The sequence below is a fragment of the Geodermatophilus poikilotrophus genome (assembly GCF_900111455.1).
GTDB lineage: Bacteria > Actinomycetota > Actinomycetes > Mycobacteriales > Geodermatophilaceae > Geodermatophilus > Geodermatophilus poikilotrophus.
Genome location: NZ_FOIE01000001.1, coordinates 959,557 through 981,730 on the forward strand (window position 1 = coordinate 959,557; position 22,174 = coordinate 981,730).

General features: G+C 73.4%; 14 protein-coding genes and 1 riboswitch. Of the genes, 5 read left to right on the forward strand and 9 right to left on the reverse strand.

From position 1 onward, the window contains the following. Nucleotides 1–22: 22 nt before the first annotated feature. Both uvrA and BMW27_RS04425 read right to left on the reverse strand, forming a co-directional pair. Entirely contained in the window at nucleotides 23–2,914 is a 2,892-nt protein-coding gene (gene uvrA / locus BMW27_RS04420) for an excinuclease ABC subunit UvrA (protein WP_091439581.1), read from the reverse strand. A 114-nt stretch (nucleotides 2,915–3,028) separates the two neighbouring features. Next, nucleotides 3,029–4,552: an amidase gene (locus tag BMW27_RS04425; protein WP_091439584.1), complete on the reverse strand. Its 1,524-nt coding sequence runs from the start codon at nucleotides 4,550–4,552 to the stop codon at nucleotides 3,029–3,031. A 49-nt stretch (nucleotides 4,553–4,601) separates the two neighbouring features. On the opposite strand from BMW27_RS04425, the gene BMW27_RS04430 reads away from it, so the two are divergent. Both BMW27_RS04430 and BMW27_RS04435 read left to right on the forward strand, forming a co-directional pair. Continuing rightward, nucleotides 4,602–5,267, forward strand: a complete 666-nt coding sequence (locus BMW27_RS04430) for an MBL fold metallo-hydrolase (protein ID WP_091439587.1) — start codon at nucleotides 4,602–4,604, stop codon at nucleotides 5,265–5,267. Between the two features lie 72 nt (nucleotides 5,268–5,339). Next, a complete protein-coding gene (locus BMW27_RS04435; RefSeq protein ID WP_091439590.1) occupies nucleotides 5,340–6,587 on the forward strand; it encodes a YncE family protein in 1,248 nt (415 codons plus the stop codon). Nucleotides 6,588–6,612: 25 nt separating this feature from the next. On the opposite strand, the gene BMW27_RS04440 is transcribed toward BMW27_RS04435, so the two are convergent. The 7 genes from BMW27_RS04440 to uvrB all read right to left on the reverse strand — a co-directional run bounded on the left by BMW27_RS04440 (nucleotide 6,613) and on the right by uvrB (nucleotide 16,024). Next, nucleotides 6,613–6,891: a hypothetical protein gene (locus BMW27_RS04440; RefSeq protein ID WP_091439592.1), complete on the reverse strand. Its 279-nt coding sequence runs from the start codon at nucleotides 6,889–6,891 to the stop codon at nucleotides 6,613–6,615. 25 nt (nucleotides 6,892–6,916) lie between these two features. After that, nucleotides 6,917–7,678, reverse strand: a complete 762-nt coding sequence (locus BMW27_RS04445) for an SDR family NAD(P)-dependent oxidoreductase (protein WP_091439595.1) — start codon at nucleotides 7,676–7,678, stop codon at nucleotides 6,917–6,919. Nucleotides 7,679–7,703: 25 nt separating this feature from the next. Continuing rightward, nucleotides 7,704–8,717, reverse strand: coding sequence for an acetamidase/formamidase family protein (locus tag BMW27_RS04450; RefSeq protein WP_091439598.1), 1,014 nt, complete (start codon nucleotides 8,715–8,717; stop codon nucleotides 7,704–7,706). A gap of 52 nt (nucleotides 8,718–8,769) precedes the next feature. Then, entirely contained in the window at nucleotides 8,770–10,779 is a 2,010-nt protein-coding gene (locus BMW27_RS04455) for a S9 family peptidase (RefSeq protein ID WP_091439601.1), read from the reverse strand. 27 nt (nucleotides 10,780–10,806) lie between these two features. Continuing rightward, nucleotides 10,807–11,916 carry a TerC family protein gene (locus BMW27_RS04460; protein ID WP_091439605.1) on the reverse strand — a complete coding sequence of 370 codons (1,110 nt, stop codon included), beginning with the start codon at nucleotides 11,914–11,916 and terminating at the stop codon, nucleotides 10,807–10,809. A gap of 345 nt (nucleotides 11,917–12,261) precedes the next feature. Beyond that, nucleotides 12,262–13,419 (reverse strand): TerC family protein, encoded by a 1,158-nt coding sequence (locus BMW27_RS04465; protein ID WP_245743303.1) that lies wholly within the window; start codon nucleotides 13,417–13,419, stop codon nucleotides 12,262–12,264. Between the two features lie 490 nt (nucleotides 13,420–13,909). Further along, nucleotides 13,910–16,024, reverse strand: a complete 2,115-nt coding sequence (uvrB, locus tag BMW27_RS04470; protein ID WP_091439611.1) for an excinuclease ABC subunit UvrB — start codon at nucleotides 16,022–16,024, stop codon at nucleotides 13,910–13,912. Nucleotides 16,025–16,483: 459 nt separating this feature from the next. Between uvrB and glgX the strand changes: the two genes are divergently transcribed. From glgX to BMW27_RS24265, 3 genes are all read left to right on the forward strand, one after another. After that, a complete protein-coding gene (glgX, locus tag BMW27_RS04475) occupies nucleotides 16,484–18,598 on the forward strand; it encodes a glycogen debranching protein GlgX (RefSeq protein WP_091439615.1) in 2,115 nt (704 codons plus the stop codon). Between the two features lie 11 nt (nucleotides 18,599–18,609). Next, on the forward strand, nucleotides 18,610–20,961 hold the full coding sequence (gene treY, locus BMW27_RS04480) for a malto-oligosyltrehalose synthase (RefSeq protein WP_091439876.1): 2,352 nt from the start codon (nucleotides 18,610–18,612) through the stop codon (nucleotides 20,959–20,961). A 364-nt stretch (nucleotides 20,962–21,325) separates the two neighbouring features. Then, nucleotides 21,326–21,493: riboswitch (cyclic di-AMP (ydaO/yuaA leader) on the forward strand. A gap of 3 nt (nucleotides 21,494–21,496) precedes the next feature. Beyond that, nucleotides 21,497–22,072: a LysM peptidoglycan-binding domain-containing protein gene (locus tag BMW27_RS24265; RefSeq protein ID WP_091439618.1), complete on the forward strand. Its 576-nt coding sequence runs from the start codon at nucleotides 21,497–21,499 to the stop codon at nucleotides 22,070–22,072. The last annotated feature ends 102 nt before the right edge of the window (nucleotides 22,073–22,174 follow it).

Below are 22,174 nucleotides of genomic sequence, written 5' to 3' on the forward strand. Positions count from 1 at the left end.
CGCCCGGGTGCCCGACCGCCGCTCAGCTCGCCTTCTTGCGCGCCCGCTTCTTCGGCGCCGCCGAGGCCGCGACCGCGTCCGGGTCGAGCACCGGGACCAGGTAGCGGCCGGTGTGGCTCTCCGGGACCGTGGCGAGGAACTCCGGCGGCCCCTCGGCGACGACCGTGCCGCCGCGGAACCCGCCTTCGGGGCCCATGTCGATCAGCCAGTCGGCGCTCTTGATGACGTCGAGGTTGTGCTCGATGACGATGACGGAGTTGCCCTTGTCGACCAGGCCCTGCAGCACGATGAGCAGCTTGCGGATGTCCTCGAAGTGCAGCCCGGTGGTGGGCTCGTCGAGCACGTAGATGCTGCGGCCGTTGGACCGCTTCTGCAGCTCGCTGGCCAGCTTCACCCGCTGCGCCTCGCCGCCGGAGAGGGTGGTCGCCGGCTGGCCGAGCCGGACGTAGCCCAGCCCGACCTCGGTGAGCGTGCGCAGGTACCGGGAGATGGCCGGGATGGCCGCGAAGAAGTCGGCCGCCTCCTCGATGGGCATGTCCAGGACCTCGGCGACGGTCCTGCCCTTGTAGTGCACCTCGAGGGTCTCCCGGTTGAACCGGGCGCCCTTGCACACCTCGCACGGCACGTAGACGTCCGGCAGGAAGTTCATCTCGATCTTCAGCGTGCCGTCGCCGGAGCAGGCCTCGCAGCGGCCGCCCTTGACGTTGAAGGAGAAGCGGCCGGGCTGGTAGCCGCGGATCTTCGCCTCCGACGTGCTGGCGAACAGCTTGCGCACGTGGTCCCAGACGCCGGTGTAGGTCGCCGGGTTGGACCGCGGGGTGCGGCCGATCGGCGACTGGTCGACGTGCACCACCTTGTCGAGCTGGTCCAGGCCGGTGATGGTGCGGTGCCGGCCGGGCACCATCCGCGCGCGGTTCAGCTCGTTGGCCAGGGTCGTGTAGAGGATGTCGTTGACCAGACTGGACTTCCCGGAGCCCGAGACGCCGGTGACCGCCACGAGCAGGCCCAGCGGGAAGGTGACGTCGACGCCCTTGAGGTTGTGCTCGCGGGCGCCCTTGACGACCAGCTCCCGGCCGGGCGTCGGCTGGCGGCGCACCTGCGGGACGGCGATCTCCTTGCGGCCGGAGAGGTACTGCCCGGTCAGCGACCGCTCGCTGGCCAGCAGCTCCTCGACGGTGCCGCTGACGACGACCTCGCCGCCGTGCTCACCGGCGCCGGGGCCGATGTCGACGACCCAGTCGGCGGTCTTGATGGTGTCCTCGTCGTGCTCGACGACGATCAGCGTGTTGCCCATGTCCCGCAGCCGCACGAGGGTCTCGATCAGCCGGGTGTTGTCCCGCTGGTGCAGCCCGATCGAGGGCTCGTCCAGCACGTAGAGGACGCCGACCAGCCCGGACCCGATCTGGGTGGCCAGCCGGATGCGCTGGGCCTCGCCACCGGCCAGCGTCGCGGCCGGCCGGTCCAGCGACAGGTAGTCCAGGCCGACGTCGACCAGGAAGGAGAGCCGGGCCTGGATCTCCCGCAGCACGCGGTCGGCGATGGCCCGCTCGCGCTCGCCGAGCTCCAGGCTGTTCAGCCACCCCGAGGCGTCGCCGATGGACAGGCCGGTGACCTCGGCGATCGAACGGCCGTTGAGCTTGACGGCGAGGATCTCGGGCTTGAGCCGGGTGCCGTGGCAGACGGGGCAGGGCACGTCGCGCATGTAGCCCTCGTACTTGTCCCGCATGTACTCGCTGTCGGTGTCCTCGTGCCGCCGCTCGAGGAAGGGCAGCACGCCCTCGAACGCGGCGTAGTAGCTGCGCTCGCGGCCGTAGCGGTTCTTGTAGCGGACGTGCACCTGGTCCGGCGAGCCGTGCAGGACCGCCTTCTGCACCTTGGCCGGCAGCCGCTCCCACGGGTCGTCCATGGAGAAGCCGAGCTGCTGCGAGAGACCGGTGAGCAGCCGGGTGAAGTACTCGTTGCTCATCGAGGTCGCCCACGGGGCGATCGCGCCCTGCGCCAGGCTCTTGCCGGGGTCCGGCACGACGAGGTCCGGGTCGACCTCCTTGCGGGTGCCGATGCCGGTGCACTCGGGGCAGGCGCCGAACGGGGAGTTGAAGGAGAAGGACCGCGGCTCGAGCGCCTCGAAGGACAGCCCGTCGTCCACGCAGGCCAGGTGCTCGGAGAAGGTGCGCTCGCGCTGCGGGTCGTCCTCGGGCAGGTCGACGAAGTCGAGGACGACGAGACCGCCGGCCAGGCCCAGCGCCGTCTCGACCGAGTCGGTGAGCCGCCGCTTCGCGCTCTCCTTGACGGTGAGCCGGTCGACGATCACCTCGATCGTGTGCTTCTCCTGCTTCTTCAGCTTCGGCGGGTCGGTCAGCTGGCGGACGACGCCGTCGACGCGGACCCGGGAGAAGCCCTGGGTCTGCAGCGAGCTGAACAGGTCGACGTACTCGCCCTTGCGGGCCCGGACGACGGGGGCGAGCACCTGGAAGCGGGTGCCCTCCTCCATCGCCAGCACCTGGTCGACGATCTGCTGCGGGGTCTGCCGGGAGATCGGCTTGCCGCAGTTGGGGCAGTGCGGCTGGCCGGCGCGCGCGTAGAGCAGCCGCAGGTAGTCGTAGACCTCGGTGATCGTGCCGACGGTCGACCGCGGGTTGCGGTTGGTCGACTTCTGGTCGATCGAGACGGCGGGCGAGAGCCCCTCGATGAAGTCGACGTCGGGCTTGTCCATCTGACCCAGGAACTGGCGGGCGTAGGCCGACAGCGACTCGACGTAGCGGCGCTGGCCCTCGGCGAAGATCGTGTCGAAGGCGAGGCTGGACTTCCCCGAGCCGGACAGCCCCGTGAAGACGATCAGCGCGTCGCGGGGGAGGTCGAGGTGGACGTCCTTGAGGTTGTGCTCGCGGGCGCCGCGGACGACGAGGCGGTCCATGTGATCCCTGTCATTCGTGCTCGGGGAACCGAGCCCTGGAGGTACTGCGGAGCGGTGGTGCGGAGCGGGCGGCGCGTGGGAGCGCGCCCGGCGGCGGCGGTGCCGCGTCGGGACTCAGGCGGGTGCGGGGACCGGCGGGGCGGTCGGGTCGAAGACCGGTGCGTACCGGCGCCACGGCAGCCGACGCTCCAGCTCCCCGGCGGTCCAGAGTAGTCGCCTCTCGGCACCCGGGGGGCCGACGAACTGGACCGCCAGCGGCTGCCCCGTGGGCCGGGTGCCGGCGGGCAGCACGAGGGCCGGGAGGCCGGCCAGGTTCCAGGCCGCCGTCCACGGCGCCCAGCGCCCCTGCGCCGTCACGTTGGCCAGGAAGGAGCGCTCGTGCCAGGGCCGGGCGGGCAGCGGCGGGCCGGTCACGACCGGCGTGAGCAGCAGGTCGAGGACGTCTCCGTCCCCTGCTCCGCGCAGACTCGGCAGAAGGACCCCGTCCTCCTCACGCCTCGCATGCTCGGCGCGAGCCTCGGGACGGGGCCGGGAGGCCGAGCTGTCCGCTCCTGCGAAGAACTCGACCATGCGCTCGCGGAACCGCTCGGCGGTGCGCGGTCGGACCAGCCCGGCGGCTCGCACGGCGCGCCCGAGCCGGGCGTGGGTGCGGCTGCGGGGCTGGAGGTCGGCGAGCGGGATGCCGAGGTGCTCGGCGTCGTCGGCGGCGGCCGCCGCCCAGCGGGCCAGCACGCCGCCCGCGGCCCCGGCGGTGACCGGCGGGTCGCGCCGGACGACGGTGTGCCCGGCCGCGACGAGGGCCGCGACCACGGCGTCGACGGCCGCCCGGGCGGGCCCGTCGGCGCGTGTGCCGGGCACCGGGGAGCGGGTGGAGACGGCGATGCGCAGCGGCCGGCCGGGCGCCTCGAGCGGAGCCGGCTCCTCCCCCGCCAGCACCGCGTGCGCGACCGCGAGGTCGGCCACCGTGGTCGCCAGCGCGCCGTTGACGGTCATGCCGGACCAGTCGTCCGCCCCGATGCCCCCGGGCACCACGCCGGCACCCGGCTTGAGGGTGACCAGCCCGCAGGCGGCCGCCGGCAGGCGCAGCGAGCCCATCCCGTCATTGCCGTGGGCGAGCGGCACCGCCCCGGAGGCGACGGCCGCCGCGCTCCCGCCGGAACTGCCGGCCGGCGAGCGGGCGGTGTCCCAGGGGTTGCGGCAGACCGTGCCCGGCGCGTCGGTCGCGCCGTAGAGGCCCAGCTCGGGCATGCGGGTGATGCCGACGACGACCGCCCCCGCCCGGCGCAGCCGGGTCACGACCTCGTGGTCCCGGGTCTCCGGCTGCCCGGCGCGTGCCGCCGCGCCGTCGGTGCAGACCTCACCGGCGACGGCGACGTTGTCCTTGACCGCCACCGGCACCCCGGCCAGCGGCATCGCGAAGCGGGTGAGGGCGGTGTCGACGGCGTGCGCCTCGGCCAGGGCGGCCTCGCGGCGGACGACGCGGAAGGCGCTGACGCGCGGCTCGACCGCGTCGAGGTGGGCCAGGTGCGCGCGGACGACCTCCACCGCGGTGAGCTCCCCCGACCGGACACGGGTGGCCAGCTCGGTGGCCGGGAGGCCGACGATCCGACCGGCCGAGAGACCTCCGCTAGCGTCCATGCCTGGACCGTAACCGCGGCTGCCGACACTGCACGAACGGGAGGCTGGGATGGGCTCGGGGAGTTACACCGGGGACGTCGAGGTGGGTGGTCCGGCCGACGTCCGGGAGCTGCCGGGGCTCACGATCAGCAAGCTGGCGGTCAGCGAGATGGCCAACAATGCCTACCTGCTGCGCGACCCCGGCTCCGGCGAGGCGCTGCTCATCGACGCGGCGGCCGAGCCCGAGGCGCTGCGCGCGTTCATCGGGGACGCCGACGTGCGCACTGTCGTCACCACGCACGGGCACTGGGACCACCACCGCGCGCTGCCCGAGGTGGTCGAGGCGACCGGTGCGGTCACCGTCGCGCACCCCGCCGACGCCGACGAGCTGCCCGTCCCGGTCCAGCGGCCCGTCGTGCACGGCGAGACCGTCCGCGTCGGCGCGCAGACCCTCGAGGTGGTCCACCTGCGCGGGCACACGCCGGGCAGCATCGCGCTGGTCTGGCGCGGGCCGGAGGGCGCGGGCACGCACGTCTTCACCGGCGACAGCCTCTTCCCCGGAGGGGTGGGCAAGACCTGGTCGCCGGAGGACTTCACCAGCCTGGTCGACGACGTCGAGGAGCGGCTGTTCGGCACGCTGCCCGACGACACCTGGGTCTACCCCGGCCACGGCCGGGACACCACGCTGGGCGCCGAGCGCCCGCACCTCGCGGAGTGGCGCGAACGCGGCTGGTGAGCCCGCACCGAACCGGACCGCCGCGACCGGACCGGACCACCAGCGGGCGCCGGCAGGGCATCATCCGGGCGCATGGCAGAGCCCCCCGCAGGCGGAGCTGCGACCCGGCCCCCGCACGAGAGCGGTCCCGGCCGCGGCCACTGGGGCACGGACCTCCCCGGTGCCCGGCAGCTCGACGCCGCAGGGCGCGAGCGGAGACCGGGGCACCCGCACCGGCCGAAGCACCGGCGGAGGCGGCACCGGCGGCCGGCCCTGGCCCTCCTCGTCGGTCTGGCGCTCGCCGTCCTGGCCGTCGTCCTGTGGCGGGGCGGGGACGACGCCGGCCGGGGAGCGGGTCCCCCGGCCGCCGTCGCGCCGCAGGAGACGGCCCCCGCCGAGACCGTCCCGGCCGCTCTCCCCCCGCCGACGCCGAGCCCCGCAACGCCCGTCCTGGGTGCGTCCGTCCCCGTCGGATCCGGACCGAGCCACGTCGCGGTCACCCCTGACGGCCGCCTGGCCTACGTCGCCGACCCCGCCGGCCGCGCGGTGGTCGTCGTCGACACCGCCTCAGGCGCGGTGGTCGGCACCGTCCCGGTGGCCGAGGGCCCCCCGCAGCAGGTCGCCGTCACGCCGGACGGGCAGCGCGCCTTCGCGTCGGTCCACGACCCCGAGGCCGGGGTGAACGCCGTGGTGGTCCTCGACCTGGCCGCCGGCACCGTCGTCGACACCGTCCCGACCGGCCGCGGTCCCCACACCGCCGCGGTGAGCCCCGACGGGGCGCGCATCTACGTGCCGGTGTCGCTCGGCGCCCACCTCGACGTCCTCGACGCGCGGACCGGTGTCCAGGTGGGGCACCTGGACACGACACCCAACCCGCACGCCGTGGTGCTGGGCGCCGACGGCCGCCTGGCCTACGTCGCCGACCCCGTCGCCTCCGTCGTCTCGGTCCTCGACGTGGCGACCGGCGACGTGGCGGCCACGATCCCGGTCGGCAGCGGCCCGCACGCCCTCGCGGCGTCCCCCGACGGCACCCGGGTCGCGGTGGTCGGCCGGGCCGGCGAGGAGGTCTCCCTGATCGACACCGCCACGCAGACGGTCGCCGGCACGGTGCCGGGGGTGGGCGCGGGCCCCCAGCACGTCGCCTACGCCCCGGACGGGCGGCACCTCTACACGGCCAACGCCGGCGACGGCACGGTGTCGGTGGTCGACACCGCGACCGGTGCGGTGACCGCTCGGGTCCCCACCGGGAGCACGCCGACCGGCGTCGCGGTGCTCCCCGACGGGAGCCGGGTCCTGGTCACCCACGGCGACGGCACGGTGCGGGTGCTGGCGACCGCGTAGGCACGCCGGCGGCCCCAGACCCCGGTCACTCCTCGAAGAGCTCGACCAGTTCGTCGGGGGTGCCGGCCACGTGCAGCGGGACGACGGAGACCGTCCACGCGGGACGGCGCTCGTCGATGCCGATCGCGAGGTCCCAGGCGGCGCGGGCGGACAGCGGACCGAAGCACGCGTCGTCCCCGTCGTCGCTGAGCGCCACCTCGACCAGCCAGGTGTCGGAGAGGTCCGCGGCCAGCTCGGCGAAGTCCGGGTCGGTGCCGTCCTCGGGTTCCGGGGAGTCGGCCTGGACGGGGTAGATGAGCGCCATGGCTCAGCCTCCAAGAGTCGCCCGATCAGAGTTGGATGCCGCGGGTGAGGGCACCGTCGACCACGAGGTTGGTGCCGGTCGTGAAGCTGGACACCGGGCTGGAGAGGAAGACGACGGCCTTGGCCATCTCCTCGGCCCTCCCCATCCGGCCGGTCGGGTTCAGCCCCAGCGAGTCGGCGAACAGCCCGGGGTCGCCGTTCTCGACGGCCTGCCAGAAGCCGCCCTCGAAGTAGGTGTTGCCGGGGGAGACGACGTTGGCGCGGACGCCCCGGCCGGCCAGCTGGAACGCCAGCCCCGAGACGTACCCGACGATGGCGGTCTTCATCGTCCCGTAGGGGCCGGCGGCGAAGTCGGCCTCCCGCCCGGAGACGCTGGAGATCGCGACGATCGAGCCGCGCCCGCTGGCCTCCAGGTGCGGCAGCGCGGCCGTGGCCAGGCGCACCGTGCCCAACGAGTCGACCTCGAAGGAGGCGTACCAGTTCTCCTCCCCCGGGCCCGCGGCCAGGGCGCTGACGTTGGCCACGACGGCGTCCAGACCGCCGAGCCGGCCGGCGGCGGCCTCGACCCAGCCGGTCAGCGCGGGCCCGTCCCGCACGTCGAGCTGCACGCCGGCCGCGCGGCCGCCCCGCTCGGCGATCGCCTTCTCCGTCGCCTCGATCTCGGCGGCGTCGCGGGCGCAGAACTCCACGACGGCGCCCTCGTCGACGAATGCCTCGACGATGGCCCGGCCGATGCCGCGGGTGCCCCCGGTGACGAGCACGCGGGAGCCGGTGAGCTGCAGGTCCATGGGGTTCCTCTCGACGGGTGGCGGGTCAGCGGAGGGTCGCCGCTCGGCGGCGGAGGTCGTCGTGGAGGCCGCCGTAGGCGGCGGCCCGGGGCAGCAGCGACTTCCGGGCCTTCACCACGGTGCTGTAGTTCGCGTCGACGACGTTGGCGATCGGCACCTCGCTGATCTGCGTGAGCAGCTGGTAGGCGTCCATCGGGTGCAGGCCGTGGAGCTCGCCGAACCAGCGCACCAGCTCGACCTGCCCGATCCGCCAGGCGTCCTCGAGCGGGCGGCTGGAGCCGACCGTCATCCAGTGCGTGTCGTCCTCCAGGCGCGGCCATGCCGGGAAGGCTGCCGACGCGCCGCCCTTGACCAGCTCGACGAGGACCGTGGTGGTCATCGCCCCCTCGACGGCGGTGCCGCAGGCCTCCCCCTCGCCCTGGCGGTAGTGCCCGTCGCCGATCGAGAAGAGCGCGCCCTCGACGTTGACCCCGAGGTAGCAGGTGGTCCCGGGCCGCATCTGCGGGGTGTCCATGTTGCCGCCGAACCGCTCGGGCACCAGCGAGCTGCGCACCTCGCCGCCGGGCGGCGCGACACCGACCGTGCCCAGCATCGGCTCGACGGGCAGGGCGATCTCCAGGTCGGTGTGCTGCGCGGCGAAGGTCACCGTGTTGGCGGCCCGGTCCAGCTCGTAGATCCAGGTCGTGTCCGGCAGCGGGTCCTGCAGGGTGGCGACGCGGTCGGTGCTGGTCAGCCCGCCGAAGAACGGGATGGCGGCCGACGCGCCCCAGTCCCGCGCCGGTTCCATCGCGACGAAGTGCAGGGCCAGCGTGTCCCCGGGCTCGGCGCCCTCGACGTGGAAGGGGCCGGTCTGCGGGTTGACGAAGCGGAGGTCGACCTTCTCACTGGAGAGGTCGGAGGTCTTCTGCAGCGCGCCGCAGAACGCGTCGTCGGACCACACCCGCAGCGCCGTCCCCGGCCTGATCCGCATCAACGGGGCGACCCCGCCGAAGGTGAAGGCGTACTGCTCGAACGTGGGCGTGACCTCGACGACGTCCATGGCGCACCCTAGGGACGCGCGGCCGGGGGCGGCAACGCGGGCGACCGGCTGCTCAGTCCAGCCGGGTCGCCCGCACGGTCAGCGGCTCCCGGCCGTCGTCGTCGCCCGGCGCGGCTGCCGGGTGCCCGTCCTCACCCGGCAGGTCCTCGTCGGGGGTGACCGGCAGCCAGCGCGCCCACCAGCGCAGCAGGTGCTCCAGCCGGGCCTGCCGGTGCCCGGGCCGGCCGGTGCGGCCCAGGTCGGAGCCCTCGCCGGGGAACAGGAGCAGCTCCGCCGGCACGCCGCGGCGCTTGAGCTCGGCGTACAGCCGCACGCCCTGGTCGGCCGGGAACCGCCGGTCGTCCTCGCCGTGCACCACCAGGGTCGGCGTGGTGAGGTCCGCGGCCCGGGCCGGCGGGTCCGCGCCGAGGTACTGGTCGACGAACCACCAGCCGACGTCCGAGGAGCCGAGGAGACCGGCCGGGTCGGTGAGCGCCCCCTCGACGACGGCGGCGGCGAACAGCGTCGTCCGCCCGGTCAGCACGGTCGCCAGCCACCCGCCGTAGCCGAGGCCCATCACCCCGACCCGCTCCGGGTCGAGTGCCGGATCCGCCAGCACGGCGTCGAGGAAGGCGAGGACGTCGTCGGCGTCCACGGTGCCGCCCGCGCCGCGCACCGCCCGGGCGTGCGCCTGCCCGTGGCCCGCCGAGCCCCGCGGGTCGCAGCGGACGACGGCGTAACCGGCGGACACCAGCGTCTGGGTGTCCACCGACAGCGACCAGCCGTCCTGGCGGTGCGGCCCGTCGTGCAGCGACAGCAGCACCGGGTGCGGTCCGGGGCCGTCCGGGAGGGTGACCCGCCCGTGCACCTCGGCGCCGTCGGGCGCGGGAGCGGTGCGCTCCTCGGACCGGCGCAGCGCCCCCGTGGTGGCCAGGCCGCGACCGAAGGCGGTGAGCAGCCGCCGTCGGCCCGGCGTGACGGCGACCAGCTCACCGGCCGAGCGGTCGTGCCCGACGGTCGCGACGACGACCCCGCCGGCCGCCGCCAGTCCGTGCACGGTGAACGGCCCGTCGACCAGCGCTTCCGGCGGCCCGCCGTCCAGCGGCACGCGCAGCAGCTCGACGGCGCCGCGCCGCTGCACGCCGAGGTGGGCCGCTCCCCCGGCCAGCACGGTCGCCGACGTCCTGTCGCCGCGGTCGGTGGACGCGGGGTCGAGCACCGGCTGGGGCGCGCCGCCGGCGACCGGCACGCGGCACAGCGTGGCGCCGCGACCCGCGACGTCCAGCCCGTCGGGGCCCAGGTCCAGGCGGGCGGTCAGCCAGATCCAGCCGCCGGAGGGGTCGTACGCGGGCAGCGAGCAGTCCGCGCGGCCGTCGGTGACCCGGCGCAGCGCCCCGCCCGCCGCCGGGACGGCGTAGACGTCGCGCACCAGGTCCCGGTCGGCGCGCGCGTGCCGGGCGGAGACGAAGGCCAGCTCGGCGCCGTCCGGGCTCCACGTGACGTCGGCGTCGTCGGCGGCGCCGTCGGTGACCTGCCGGGGCCGCGGCAGCGGCGCCCCGTCGTCCTCCGTGCCGAGCGGCAGGTCGAGGACGAAGACGTGGCTGTGCCGGTCGGTGACGACCCCGACGCCGTCGGCGTGCCAGCGCAGCGTGGTGACCAGCCAGGGCGGCTGCCCGGCGCGGTCGGCGCCGGAGCGGTCCACCTCGGGCACGCGCGCGGTGTAGGCGAGCCGGCGGGCGTCCGGTGACCAGACCGGCCGGCCCGCGCCCAGCGGGTGACCGGGGAGCCGCCGCGGCGCGCCGCCGGCCGTGGGCAGCAGGTGCAGCTGCGGCGGCCCACCGGGCTCGGCGCCCCGGTAGGCCAGCCAGCGGCCGTCCGGGGAGAACACCGGGTCGGTGTCGCACCACCCGGAGGTCAGCGGGCGGGGCGGCGCCGAGCCGTCGGTGGGCACGGCCCACAGCCGGCTGCGTTCGGCGTCGTCCCCGAGGTCGGGCCGGCCGACCGCGACGACGGCCATGCGCCCGTCCGGGGAGACCGTGGGGACGCCGGGGGTGCGCAGCAGTGCCAGGTCGTCAGGACGCACGGTCGTCGCGGTCGGCGGACCCGCCGCTCAGGAGCGGCGGGTGTCCTCCTCGTCGGCCTCCGCGGCGAGCCGTGCCTCGGCCCTGGCCGCGGCCGCCGGACCACCCGTGGCGACGGACTCGGCGGTCTCCGGCGCGACGTCGGGAGCGCCCAGGGACGACTCCTCCTCCGGCAGCTGTCCCCGGGTCTTCAGCAGGCTGGCGACCGTGGCGACGAGCAGGACGCCGAGGATGATGGACAGCGACAGCCAGATCGGGATCGTCGGGACAGCATCCACGTGCTCGCCGCCGTTGATGAACGGCAGGTTGTTCTCGTGCAGCGCCTCGAGGATCAGCTTGACGCCGATGAAGGCGAGGATGACGGCCAGGCCCAGCGAGAGGTAGACCAGCCGCTTGAGCAGGCCGCCGAGCAGGAAGTACAGCTGCCGGAGCCCCATGAGCGCGAAGACGTTCGCGGTGAAGACGATGAACGGCTCCCGGGTGAGGCCGAAGATCGCCGGGATGCTGTCCAGCGCGAAGAGCAGGTCCGTCGTCCCCAGGGCGAGGAAGACGATGACCATCGGCGTCCAGAGCTTCTTGCCGTTCTGCGTGACGCGGACCTTCGCGCCCTGGAAGTCGTCGGTCATCGGCAGGACCCGGCGCATCCGCCGGATGAAGGCGTTCTCCTCGTAGTCCTCGTCCTCGCCGCGGTGCCGGACCAGGTTGATCGCGGTGTACACGAGGAAGGCGCCGAAGATGTAGAAGACCCAGATGAACCGCTCGATCACCGCGGCGCCGAGCAGGATGAAGATCCCGCGCAGGACCAGGGCGATGATGATGCCCACCATCAGGGCCTCCTGCTGCAGGTGCCGCGGCACCCGGAAGCGGGCCATGATGATCACGAAGACGAACAGGTTGTCGACCGAGAGCGAGTACTCGGTCAGCCAGCCGGCGTAGAACTCGGTCGCGTACGTGCCGTTGGTGAAGCTCAGCAGCAGCAGCCCGAACAGCAGGGCGAGCGCCACGTAGAAGCTCACCCAGATGCTCGCCTCCTTCACGGAGGGCTCGTGCGGGCGGCGGGCGACGATGGCGAGGTCGGCGAGCAGCAGGACGGTGAGCCCCACGAACGTCGAGACCTCGAACCAGACGGGGAGTTCCATGCGGCGGTTTCCTCCGGGGACAGGCAGATGTCAGCACCGGAGGTCTCTCCCACCGCCGGCCGGGAGGGCCGACGATCGGCAGCACCGGAGGCCATGGGACCTCGTGATGACGACACTGCCGCGGGGGGATACTCCCCTCCATCCAACGACCCCCGGACCGGCGCAGCCGTCACCGGCTGCGGCCTGCTGGAGCCGCGGCGCTCACCGTACCTGCCCGCCGGTCGACCTTCGACGCGACGTCTCAAGTGTTCTTAGTGTTCGCGGCTCCACCGCCGCCGGCCCGGCCGCGCGCGGCACCGGGCCCGCCCTCGGGGAGGACGGGCCCGGCGTGGGGAGTGCCGCAGGTCAGCCGCGGGAGCGGGTCGACCCGGTGGCGGCGTGCTCGGCGGCGTCGGTGACCGGCGCGTCGTGCGGCGAGGGCGGGGCGTCGCCGGGACGGCGCGCGTGCGGGTCGCGGTCGCCGGGCCCCTGAGCCAGCAGACCCTCGGAGTCGGCCGCCGCGTCCCCGGCCTCGGTGGGCGACTCGACGCCGCGGGCCGCGTCACGCCGGTTCTTCAGCAGGCTCGCCACCGTGGTCACCACGAGCGTGACCAGGATGACGCTCAGCGACAGCGACGTGGGCACCTCGGGGATCACCGTGACGTGCTCGCCGCCGTTGATGAACGGCAGCTCGTTCTCGTGCAGCGCGTGGATGAGCAGCTTCACGCCGATGAAGCCGAGGATGACGGCCAGGCCGTAGGCCAGGTAGACCAGCCGGTCGAGCAGGCCGTCGATGAGGAAGAACAGCTGCCGCAGGCCCAGCAGCGCGAAGGCGTTGGCGGTGAAGACCAGGTAGGTCTCCTGGGTCAGCCCGAAGATCGCCGGGATGGAGTCGACGGCGAAGAGGATGTCGGCGCTGGCGATGGCGACCAGGGCGATGGCCAGCGGGGTGATGTGCCGCCGGCCCCGGATGGTCGTGACCATCTTGTCGGAGTGGTACTCGTCCGTGGTCGGGAAGACCTTGCGGGCCAGCCGCAGTGCGACGTTCTCCTTGAAGTCCTCGTCGTGCGAGTGTCCGCCGCTCCTCGCCTGCGCCCACGCGGTCCAGATGAGGAAGCCGCCGAAGACGTAGAAGATCCAGCTGAACTGCTCGATGGCCGCGGCGCCGACGAAGATGAAGACCGTCCGCAGCACCAGGGCGAAGGCGATGCCGAACAGCAGCACCTTCTGCTGCAGCTCCCGCGGCACGGCGAAGCTGGCCATGATCAGCACGAAGACGAACAGGTTGTCCACCGAGAGGCTCTTCTCGGTGATGTAGCCGGCGAAGTACTCACCGGCGTACTGACCGCCGGAGAACCACAGGACCAGCAGGCCGAAGACCACGGCGATGCCGACGTAGACCGCCGACCAGACGGCCGATTCGCGCAGTGTCGGTGCGTGCGGCGTGCGCACGTGACCGACGAAGTCGAACAAGAGCATCCCGACGATCGCGGCGATCGTCAGAGCCCACACCCAGAAGGGCACGTCCAAGGCAGGTACCTCCGGTGACTCGGCGGCGCGCACGGCGCCGCAGTGTCGGACCTGAGGTCTCTCCCGCCCCCTCACCCTCGAGGTGGCCGACGGCGCCGGGGGTCCATCGGGACTCCGTACTGACGACACCGCCGCGGGGGATACTCCCCTCCACGTGACCGCCGACGCCGACCCTCGCGGGGCCGCCGTCGAGCGGGTTACTTCCCCAGTGACGCTACCGGGATGCGCGCTGTTCCCGGGATGAGAACTCGTTCATCTGGGCGTGACCTGACCCACACGCCCCATCACGGCTCCTGGCGCGGTGGGAGCGGGGGCGTCCCTGCAGCTCCTCGGTCCCGTCCGGGCCTGCGAGAGGTGGGGCAGAGCGGCCGCCACGAGACCCCGTCCGGCGGCTCGCCGCGAGCCTGCGTGCGGCGAGGAGGACGGGTGGCCCCCTGCAGGGTCCCGCCGTGAGCTCGCGAGTGGCGGGGCAGGGGATCCTCCCTCAGGCGTGCGCGGCGTCGAGCTGGCGGAGCTCCTTCTTCAGCTCGGTGAGCTCGTCGCGCAGCCGGGCGGCCACCTCGAACTGCAGCTCGCGGGCGGCGGCCAGCATCTGGTCGTTCATCTGGGTGATGAGGTCGGCCAGCTCGGCACGCGGCAGCCCCTGGACGTCGATCCCGCCCGCCTTGGCGGCCTTCTTCGACGACAGCCCGGGCACGGGCGCCTTGCCCCGGGACTGCTGCCGGCCCGAGCCGCCGATGAGCTCGACGTCCTGGACGTCCTCCGCGGCCCGGTAGATGCCGTCGAGGATGTCGACGATCTTCTTGCGCAGCGGCTGCGGGTCGATGCCGTGCTCGCGGTTGTAGGCGATCTGCTTGTCCCGGCGGCGGTTGGTCTCCTCGATCGCCAGCGCCATCGACGGGGTGACGGTGTCGGCGTACATGTGCACCTGGCCGGACACGTTGCGGGCGGCGCGGCCGATCGTCTGGATCAGCGAGGTGCCCGAGCGCAGGAAGCCCTCCTTGTCGGCGTCGAGGATCGCCACCAGCGAGACCTCGGGCAGGTCCAGGCCCTCCCGCAGCAGGTTGATGCCGACCAGCACGTCGTACTCGCCCTGCCGGAGCTCGCGCAGCAGCTCCACCCGGCGCAGCGTGTCGACCTCGGAGTGCAGGTACCGCACCTTGATGCCCAGCTCGAGCAGGTAGTCGGTGAGGTCCTCGGCCATCTTCTTGGTCAGCGTGGTGACCAGGACCCGCTCGTCCTTCTCCGTGCGCAGCCGGATCTCGTGCACCAGGTCGTCGATCTGGCCCTTGGTCGGCTTGACCACGACCTCGGGGTCGACCAGGCCGGTCGGGCGGATGACCTGCTCGACGACGTCCCCCTGGACCCGGCCGAGCTCGTAGGGCCCCGGGGTCGCCGACAGGTACACGGTCTGCCCGATGCGGTCGGTGAACTCCTCCCACTTCAGCGGGCGGTTGTCCATCGCCGAGGGCAACCGGAAGCCGTGCTCGACCAGCGTGCGCTTGCGGCTCATGTCGCCCTCGTACATGCCGCCGATCTGCGGAACCGTCACGTGCGACTCGTCGATGACCAGCAGGAAGTCGTCGGGGAAGTAGTCGATGAGACAGGCGCCGGCGCTCCCGGGCGCCCGCCCGTCGATGTGCCGCGAGTAGTTCTCGATGCCGGAGCAGAAGCCGACCTGGCGCATCATCTCGATGTCGTAGGTGGTGCGCATGCGCAGCCGCTGGGCCTCCAGCAGCTTCCCCTGCTTCTCCAGCTCGGCCAGCCGCTGCTCGAGCTCGGCCTCGATGGAGCCGATCGCCCGCTCCATGCGCTCCGGGCCGGCGACGTAGTGGGTGGCCGGGAAGACGAACAGCTCGTCGACCTCGCGCACGACCTCGCCGGTGAGCGGGTGCAGGTAGTACAGCCGCTCGACCTCGTCGCCGAACATCTCGATCCGGCAGGCCAGCTCCTCGTACACCGGGAAGACCTCGATCGTGTCGCCGCGCACCCGGAACGTGCCGCGGGTGAACGACAGGTCGTTGCGGGTGTACTGCTCGGTGACCAGCGTGCGCAGCAGTTCGTCGCGGTCGCGCTCCTCCCCCACCTTGATCTTCAGCGCCCGGTCGACGTACTCCTCCGGCGTCCCCAGGCCGTAGATGCAGGAGACGGTGGAGACGACGACGACGTCGCGGCGGGTCAGCAGGCTGTTGGTGGCGGAGTGCCGCAGGCGCTCGACCTCCTCGTTGACCGAGGAGTCCTTCTCGATGTAGGTGTCGGTCTGCGGGACGTAGGCCTCGGGCTGGTAGTAGTCGTAGTACGAGACGAAGTACTCGACCGCCGCGTCGGGCAGCAGCTCGCGGAACTCGTTGGCCAGCTGCGCGGCCAGCGTCTTGTTCGGCGCCATCACCAGCGTCGGGCGCTGCGCCTGCTCGATGAGCCACGCGGTGGTCGCCGACTTGCCGGTGCCGGTGGCACCCAGCAGCACGGTGTCGGTCGCGCCCGAGTTGACCCGCTCGGCCAGCGCCTTGATCGCGGCCGGCTGGTCGCCCGAGGGCTGGTACTCGCTGACGACGCGGAAACGCCCGCGGGTGGGCCGGAGGTCGGTGGTCGCGCGCACGGGACGACGGTACGACGCACCAGTGACAGGACGGCGTCCGTGAGCCGCCCGCGCACGGAGGGACGGACGGGACCTCGGGACTGGCGGTCGGTGCTTGCACGTGCTGGGGCCGCCGCCTAGCGTCCCCGGTCGCAGGAGCGGTCACCGCCGAGGACCAGTGCCACCCGGGGTCCTGCGCCCCGGACGAGGTCGGACCCGGCGTCGCTGCCCCGGCCGGACCTGCGCACGACGCCCCCCACGGAGACCTCCGCGGGGGGCGTCGTCGTGGGGGCGCTCCTCCGCCCGGGCGTCGTGAGCGAGGTCTCCGCAACTGTCGCCCTCCGGAGGGTTGGACGGCCACGAGTCCGGGCAACGGCCACCCGGAGCACCACGTGCGCCGACCTCCCCACGCACGCCCCGCGGCGGGGAGGCCACCCGCCCCCGGCGTCCCGGGGGCGCCAGCACAGGAGGACCTCGTCCATGACCCAGGTGTGGCCTGGAACCGCCTACCCCCTCGGCGCGACCTACGACGGCACCGGCACCAACTTCGCGATCTTCAGCGAGGTGGCCGAGAAGGTCGAACTGTGCCTCTTCGACGACGACGGCACCGAGACCCGCATCCGGCTCCCGGAGATGGACGGCTACGTCTGGCACGCCTTCCTCCCGGGGATCCAGCCCGGCCAGCGCTACGGCTACCGGGTGCACGGCCCGTACGACCCCTCGCAGGGCCTGCGCTGCAACCCCAACAAGCTGCTGCTGGACCCCTACGCGAAGGCGGTCGACGGCCAGATCGACTGGGACCCGTCGGTCTTCGGCTACGACTTCGACAGCGGTGAGCGCAACGACGAGGACTCGGCCCCGCACATGCCGAAGTCCGTCGTCGTCAACCCGTACTTCGACTGGGGCGTCGACCGCCCGCCGAGGACGCCGTACCACAAGACCGTCATCTACGAGGCCCACGTCAAGGGCCTGACGATGACCCACCCCGACGTCCCGGAGGAGCTGCGCGGCACCTACGCGGCAATCGCGCACCCGGCGGTCATCTCCTACCTGCAGGACCTCGGCGTCACCGCCATCGAGCTCATGCCGGTGCACCAGTTCGTGCAGGACGACACCCTCCAGCAGAAGGGCCTGCGCAACTACTGGGGCTACAACACGATCGGGTTCTTCGCGCCGCACGACGAGTACGCGAGCAACACCGACAACGGTATGCAGGTGCAGGAGTTCAAGGGGATGGTCCGCACCCTGCACGAGGCGGGCATCGAGGTCATCCTCGACGTGGTCTACAACCACACCGCCGAGGGCAACCACCTCGGCCCCACGCTGTCGTTCAAGGGCATCGACAACCGGGCCTACTACCGGCTGGTCGAGGACGACCCGCAGTACTACATGGACTACACGGGCACCGGGAACTCGCTCAACGCCCGCACTCCGCAGGCCCTGCAGCTGATCATGGACTCGCTGCGCTACTGGATCACCGAGATGCACGTCGACGGCTTCCGCTTCGACCTGGCGTCGACGCTGGCCCGCGAGCTGCACGCGGTCGACCGGCTGTCGGCCTTCTTCGACCTGGTGCACCAGGACCCGGTGGTCAGCCAGGTGAAGCTGATCGCCGAGCCGTGGGACGTTGGCGAGGGCGGCTACCAGGTCGGCAACTTCCCCGCCCTGTGGACGGAGTGGAACGGCAAGTACCGCGACACCGTCCGCGACTTCTGGCGCGGCGAGCCCTCGACGATCGGCGAGTTCGCCAGCCGGCTCACCGGCTCGGCCGACCTGTACCAGCACTCAGGTCGGCGTCCGGTGGCCAGCATCAACTTCGTCACCGCGCACGACGGGTTCACCCTCAACGACCTGGTCTCCTACAACGAGAAGCACAACGAGGCCAACGGCGAGGGCAACAACGACGGCGAGAGCCACAACCGCAGCTGGAACGGCGGTGTGGAGGGACCAACCGTCGACAAGAAGGTCCTCACCCTGCGCGCCCGGCAGCGGCGCAACTTCCTGGCCACGCTGATGCTCAGCCAGGGCGTCCCGATGCTGCTGCACGGCGACGAGCTGGGCCGCACCCAGCAGGGCAACAACAACGGTTACTGCCAGGACTCGCCGCTGACCTGGATCCACTGGGACGAGGTGGACGAGGGGCTGCTGGAGTTCACCAAGCTGGTGACCCGGCTGCGCCACGAGCACCCGACGTTCCGCCGCCGCCGGTTCTTCCACGGCCGGCCGGTGCGCCGCGGCCAGGACGACCCGGTGCAGGACGTCGCCTGGCTCACCCCGGCCGGTGACCTGATGACCGAGGACGACTGGGACGCCGGTTTCGCCAAGTCGCTGGCCATGTACCTCAACGGCCACGGCATCCGGTCCACCGACGAGCGCGGCGAGATCGTGGTCGACGACCACTTCTACCTGGCCTTCAACGCCTCGCACGAGCCGATGGACTTCTGCCTGCCCTCGGAGGAGTACGCCGGGGCCTGGACCGTCGTCCTCGACACCGCCGAGATGGACGCGGTGGAGCCGCGGGAGCTCAAGCCCGGCGAGACGCTGACCCTACAGGACCGGTCGATGGTCGTGCTCAGCGCGCCCCGTCGTTCGTGAGCGGGCCGTCCGTGAGCGAGCCCCTGAGCGAGGACCGCCGCCGGGAGGTCCCGACCGGGACCTACCGGCTGCAGGTCACCGCCGACACCACCCTGGACGACGCCGCCTCCCTGGCCGGCTACCTCGCCGACCTCGGGGTCAGCCACGCCTACACCTCGCCGCTGCTGCGGTCGGCGTCGGGCAGCACGCACGGCTACGACACCGTCGACCACGCGCACATCGACGAGTCGCGGGGCGGCCGGGCCGGCTTCGACCGGCTGGTCGCGGCGCTGCATGAGCGCGGGCTCGGCCTGGTGCTGGACCTGGTGCCCAACCACATGGGCGTCGCCGACCCCGCCGAGGCGCCCTGGTGGTGGGACGTGCTGCAGCACGGCCGGGACAGCACCCACGCCGGTGCCTTCGACATCGACTGGGACTTCGGCGGCGGCCGGGTGCGCGTCCCGGTGCTGGGGTCGGCGGACGACGTCGAGAAGCTGGAGGTCGTCGACACCCCCGACGGCAAGGAGCTCCGGTACTACGACAACCGCTTCCCGATCGCCCCCGGCACCGACGGCGGCACCCCGCAGGAGGTGCACGACCGGCAGCACTACGAGCTGGTCGACTGGCGGCGCGCCGACCGCGACCTCAACTACCGCCGGTTCTTCGCGATCAACACCCTTGCCGGGCTGCGTGCCGAGGACCCGGAGGTCTTCCGCGCCACGCACGACCTGGTGCTGCGGTTGGTCGAGGCCGGCGCGGTCGACGGGCTGCGGATCGACCACCCCGACGGCCTGGCCGACCCCAAGGGCTACCTGGACCGGCTGGCCGAGGCCTCCGGCGGCCGGTGGACCGTGGTCGAGAAGATCCTCGAGCCCGGGGAGGACCTGCCGGAGTCGTGGCGGACCGCCGGGACGACGGGCTACGACGCCCTCGCCGAGGTCGACGACGTGCTGGTCGACCCGGACGGCGAGGCCGTGCTGAGCGCGCTGGACACCGAGCTCTCGGGCGCCCCGGTCGACTACGCGCAGTTGGTGCACGACTGCAAGCGCGAGGTGACCGACGGGATCCTCGGCTCGGAGGTGGCCCGGCTGGTGCGGGTCATCGGTGAGCTCGGGGGGGCGGGCGTTGCCGTGGTCCCCCGTGAGCAGCAGACCGAGGCGCTGGCCGAGCTGCTGGCCAGCTTCCCGGTCTACCGCTCCTACCTGCCCGACGGCCGCGAGCACCTCGACGCCACCGTGGCCGCCGTGCGGGAACGCCGTCCCGACCTCACCGACGCGCTCGACGCGCTGCACCCGGTGCTCTCCCAGGCCGGGACCGAGGCGGCGACCCGCTTCGAGCAGACGAGCGGCCCGGTCATGGCCAAGGGTGTGGAGGACAGCGCCTACTACCGGTGGGCGCGGTTCGTCATGCTCAACGAGGTCGGCGGCGACCCGGCGCGGTTCGGCAGCACGGTCGCGGAGTTCCACGAGGCGCAGCAGCGCCGCGTGGAGCGCAAGGCCGAGTCGATGACCACGCTGTCGACCCACGACACCAAGCGCAGCGAGGACACCCGCGCCCGGCTGGCCGTGCTCGCCGAGCTGGGGGCCGAGTGGGCCGACCTGGTCCGCGGGCTGCTGACCCGGCACCCGCTGCCCGACCGGCCGCTGGCGCACCTGGTGTGGCAGAACCTGGTCGGCGCCTGGCCGCTGTCGCGCGAGCGGGCGCACGGCTACGCGGAGAAGGCGGCGCGCGAGGCAGGGACGTCGACGACCTGGACCGACGTCGACGAGGAGTTCGAGACCGCGCTGCACGAGATGGTCGACGCGGCCTACGACGACGAGCGGACCAACGCCGAGATCGAACGGTTCGTCGCGCGCATCGCGCCGTTCGGCCGGTCCAACTCGCTGGCGCAGAAGCTGCTGCAGCTGACGATGCCCGGCGTCCCGGACGTCTACCAGGGCACCGAGCTGTGGGACCTCTCGCTGGTCGACCCGGACAACCGCCGTCCGGTCGACTACGACCAGCGCCGCCGGCTGCTGGCGCAGCTGGACGCCGGCGAGGTGCCCTCGGTCGACGAGACCGGCGCCGCCAAGCTGCTCGTCGTGTCCCGCGTGCTCCGGGCGCGCCGGGAGCACCCGGAGTGGTTCGCCGGGTACGAGCCGGTGCAGGCGACCGGCGTCGCCGCCGACCACGTGGTCGCCTTCGACCGTGGTGGCGTGGTGGCCGTGGCGACCCGGCTGCCGGTGGGCCTGTCGATCGCCGGCTGGGACGACACCGCGCTGCGGCTGCCGACCGGGGCCTGGCGCGACCTGCTCACCGGCGGCCGGTTCGTCTCCGACGCCGAGGGGCTGCCGGTGGCCGGGCTGCTCGAACGGCTGCCGGTCGCCCTGCTCGTCCGCGACTGAAGAAGGACCACCCTTCCCCCCACGGCTCGCATGCTCGGCGCGGGCCCCTGGAGGGTGGCCGTTCCCGTGTCACCAGGCTCGCGGCGGGACCTGCAGAGGGCCACTGTCCTCCCCACCGCTCGCAGGCTCGCGGCGAGCCTCTGGACGGGGCAGCGAGGCGAACTGAGGTGCAGGTCACGTCCCCGCGGGTGCACGCGCGCCCGCGGGGACGTGACCAGGTGATCTGTCCGGTCCCGGCCCCGGCGGCCGGCCGTGCCACCCCCGTTGCCTCTGCGGCACGAGGTGTACCGCCGTGACCTGACCGTTACCTTGTCCCGGCACCCCCCACCAGGGACCGGGTGCCGGAGCCGATCCGCCGAACCCCGTCCGTCGGCCGCCGTACCTCCTGCACAGCCAGGACGGGGGTGGGGGACCCATCTCGGTGCCCGGCCGGTCCGGCCGGGCACCTCGGGGTGAAGCCGTGCGCGCACGGCCGGGGCACCGATCGCTCCGAACCCGACAGCTCACCTCGCAGGCGGCGGATCGGGAGTCCCCCATGCGCTCGTCCTCGTCTTCCCGCACGTCCGCACGCGCCCTGCGCCGCGGCGCCGTGGTGCTCGGCGGCGCCGCCGCCGTCTCGCTCGGCGTCCTCGCCGCCCCGGCCTCGGCCGCGGCCCCCAACGACTGGGACGCCGTCGCCCAGTGCGAGTCCAGCGGCAACTGGGCCATCAACACCGGCAACGGCTACTACGGCGGCCTGCAGTTCAGCGCGAGCACTTGGGCCGCCTTCGGCGGCCACGACCACGCGCCCAACGCCCACCTGGCCACCAAGGCGCAGCAGATCGCCGTCGCCGAGCGCACGCTCGACGTGCAGGGTCCGGGCGCCTGGCCGACCTGCGGCAAGGGGCTGAACCCCTCGGCCCCCGAGGCCGGCGCGGCCCCGGCGGTCGCGGCCGCGGCGCCCGCCCCGGCCGCCGGCGGAGGCACCTACACGGTGCAGGCCGGTGACACGCTCGGCCGCATCGCCTCGGAGCAGGGCGTCGTGGGCGGCTGGCAGGCGCTGTACGCCGCCAACGGCCAGCTGAGCAGCCCCGACCGCATCGCGGTCGGCCAGGTGCTGCAGCTCCCGTGACGCGCACCGGCGGCCGGGGGACGCGCTCCCCCGGCCGCCGCCGGGTGCCCGGTGACGGGCTGGATCGGCCCCGCTGCAGGGTCCCGCCGCGAGCCCCGCGAC

Bases quoted from the DNA above. Each gene is read 5' to 3' on its own strand.
- uvrA (WP_091439581.1), bottom strand. From the start codon at position 2,914: ATGGACCGCCTCGTCGTCCGCGGCGCCCGCGAGCACAACCTCAAGGAC.
- BMW27_RS04425 (WP_091439584.1), bottom strand. From the start codon at position 4,552: ATGGACGCTAGCGGAGGTCTCTCGGCCGGTCGGATCGTCGGCCTCCCG.
- BMW27_RS04430 (WP_091439587.1), top strand. From the start codon at position 4,602: ATGGGCTCGGGGAGTTACACCGGGGACGTCGAGGTGGGTGGTCCGGCC.
- BMW27_RS04435 (WP_091439590.1), top strand. From the start codon at position 5,340: ATGGCAGAGCCCCCCGCAGGCGGAGCTGCGACCCGGCCCCCGCACGAG.
- BMW27_RS04440 (WP_091439592.1), bottom strand. From the start codon at position 6,891: ATGGCGCTCATCTACCCCGTCCAGGCCGACTCCCCGGAACCCGAGGAC.
- BMW27_RS04445 (WP_091439595.1), bottom strand. From the start codon at position 7,678: ATGGACCTGCAGCTCACCGGCTCCCGCGTGCTCGTCACCGGGGGCACC.
- BMW27_RS04450 (WP_091439598.1), bottom strand. From the start codon at position 8,717: ATGGACGTCGTCGAGGTCACGCCCACGTTCGAGCAGTACGCCTTCACC.
- BMW27_RS04460 (WP_091439605.1), bottom strand. From the start codon at position 11,916: ATGGAACTCCCCGTCTGGTTCGAGGTCTCGACGTTCGTGGGGCTCACC.
- glgX (WP_091439615.1), top strand. From the start codon at position 16,484: ATGACCCAGGTGTGGCCTGGAACCGCCTACCCCCTCGGCGCGACCTAC.
- BMW27_RS24265 (WP_091439618.1), top strand. From the start codon at position 21,497: ATGCGCTCGTCCTCGTCTTCCCGCACGTCCGCACGCGCCCTGCGCCGC.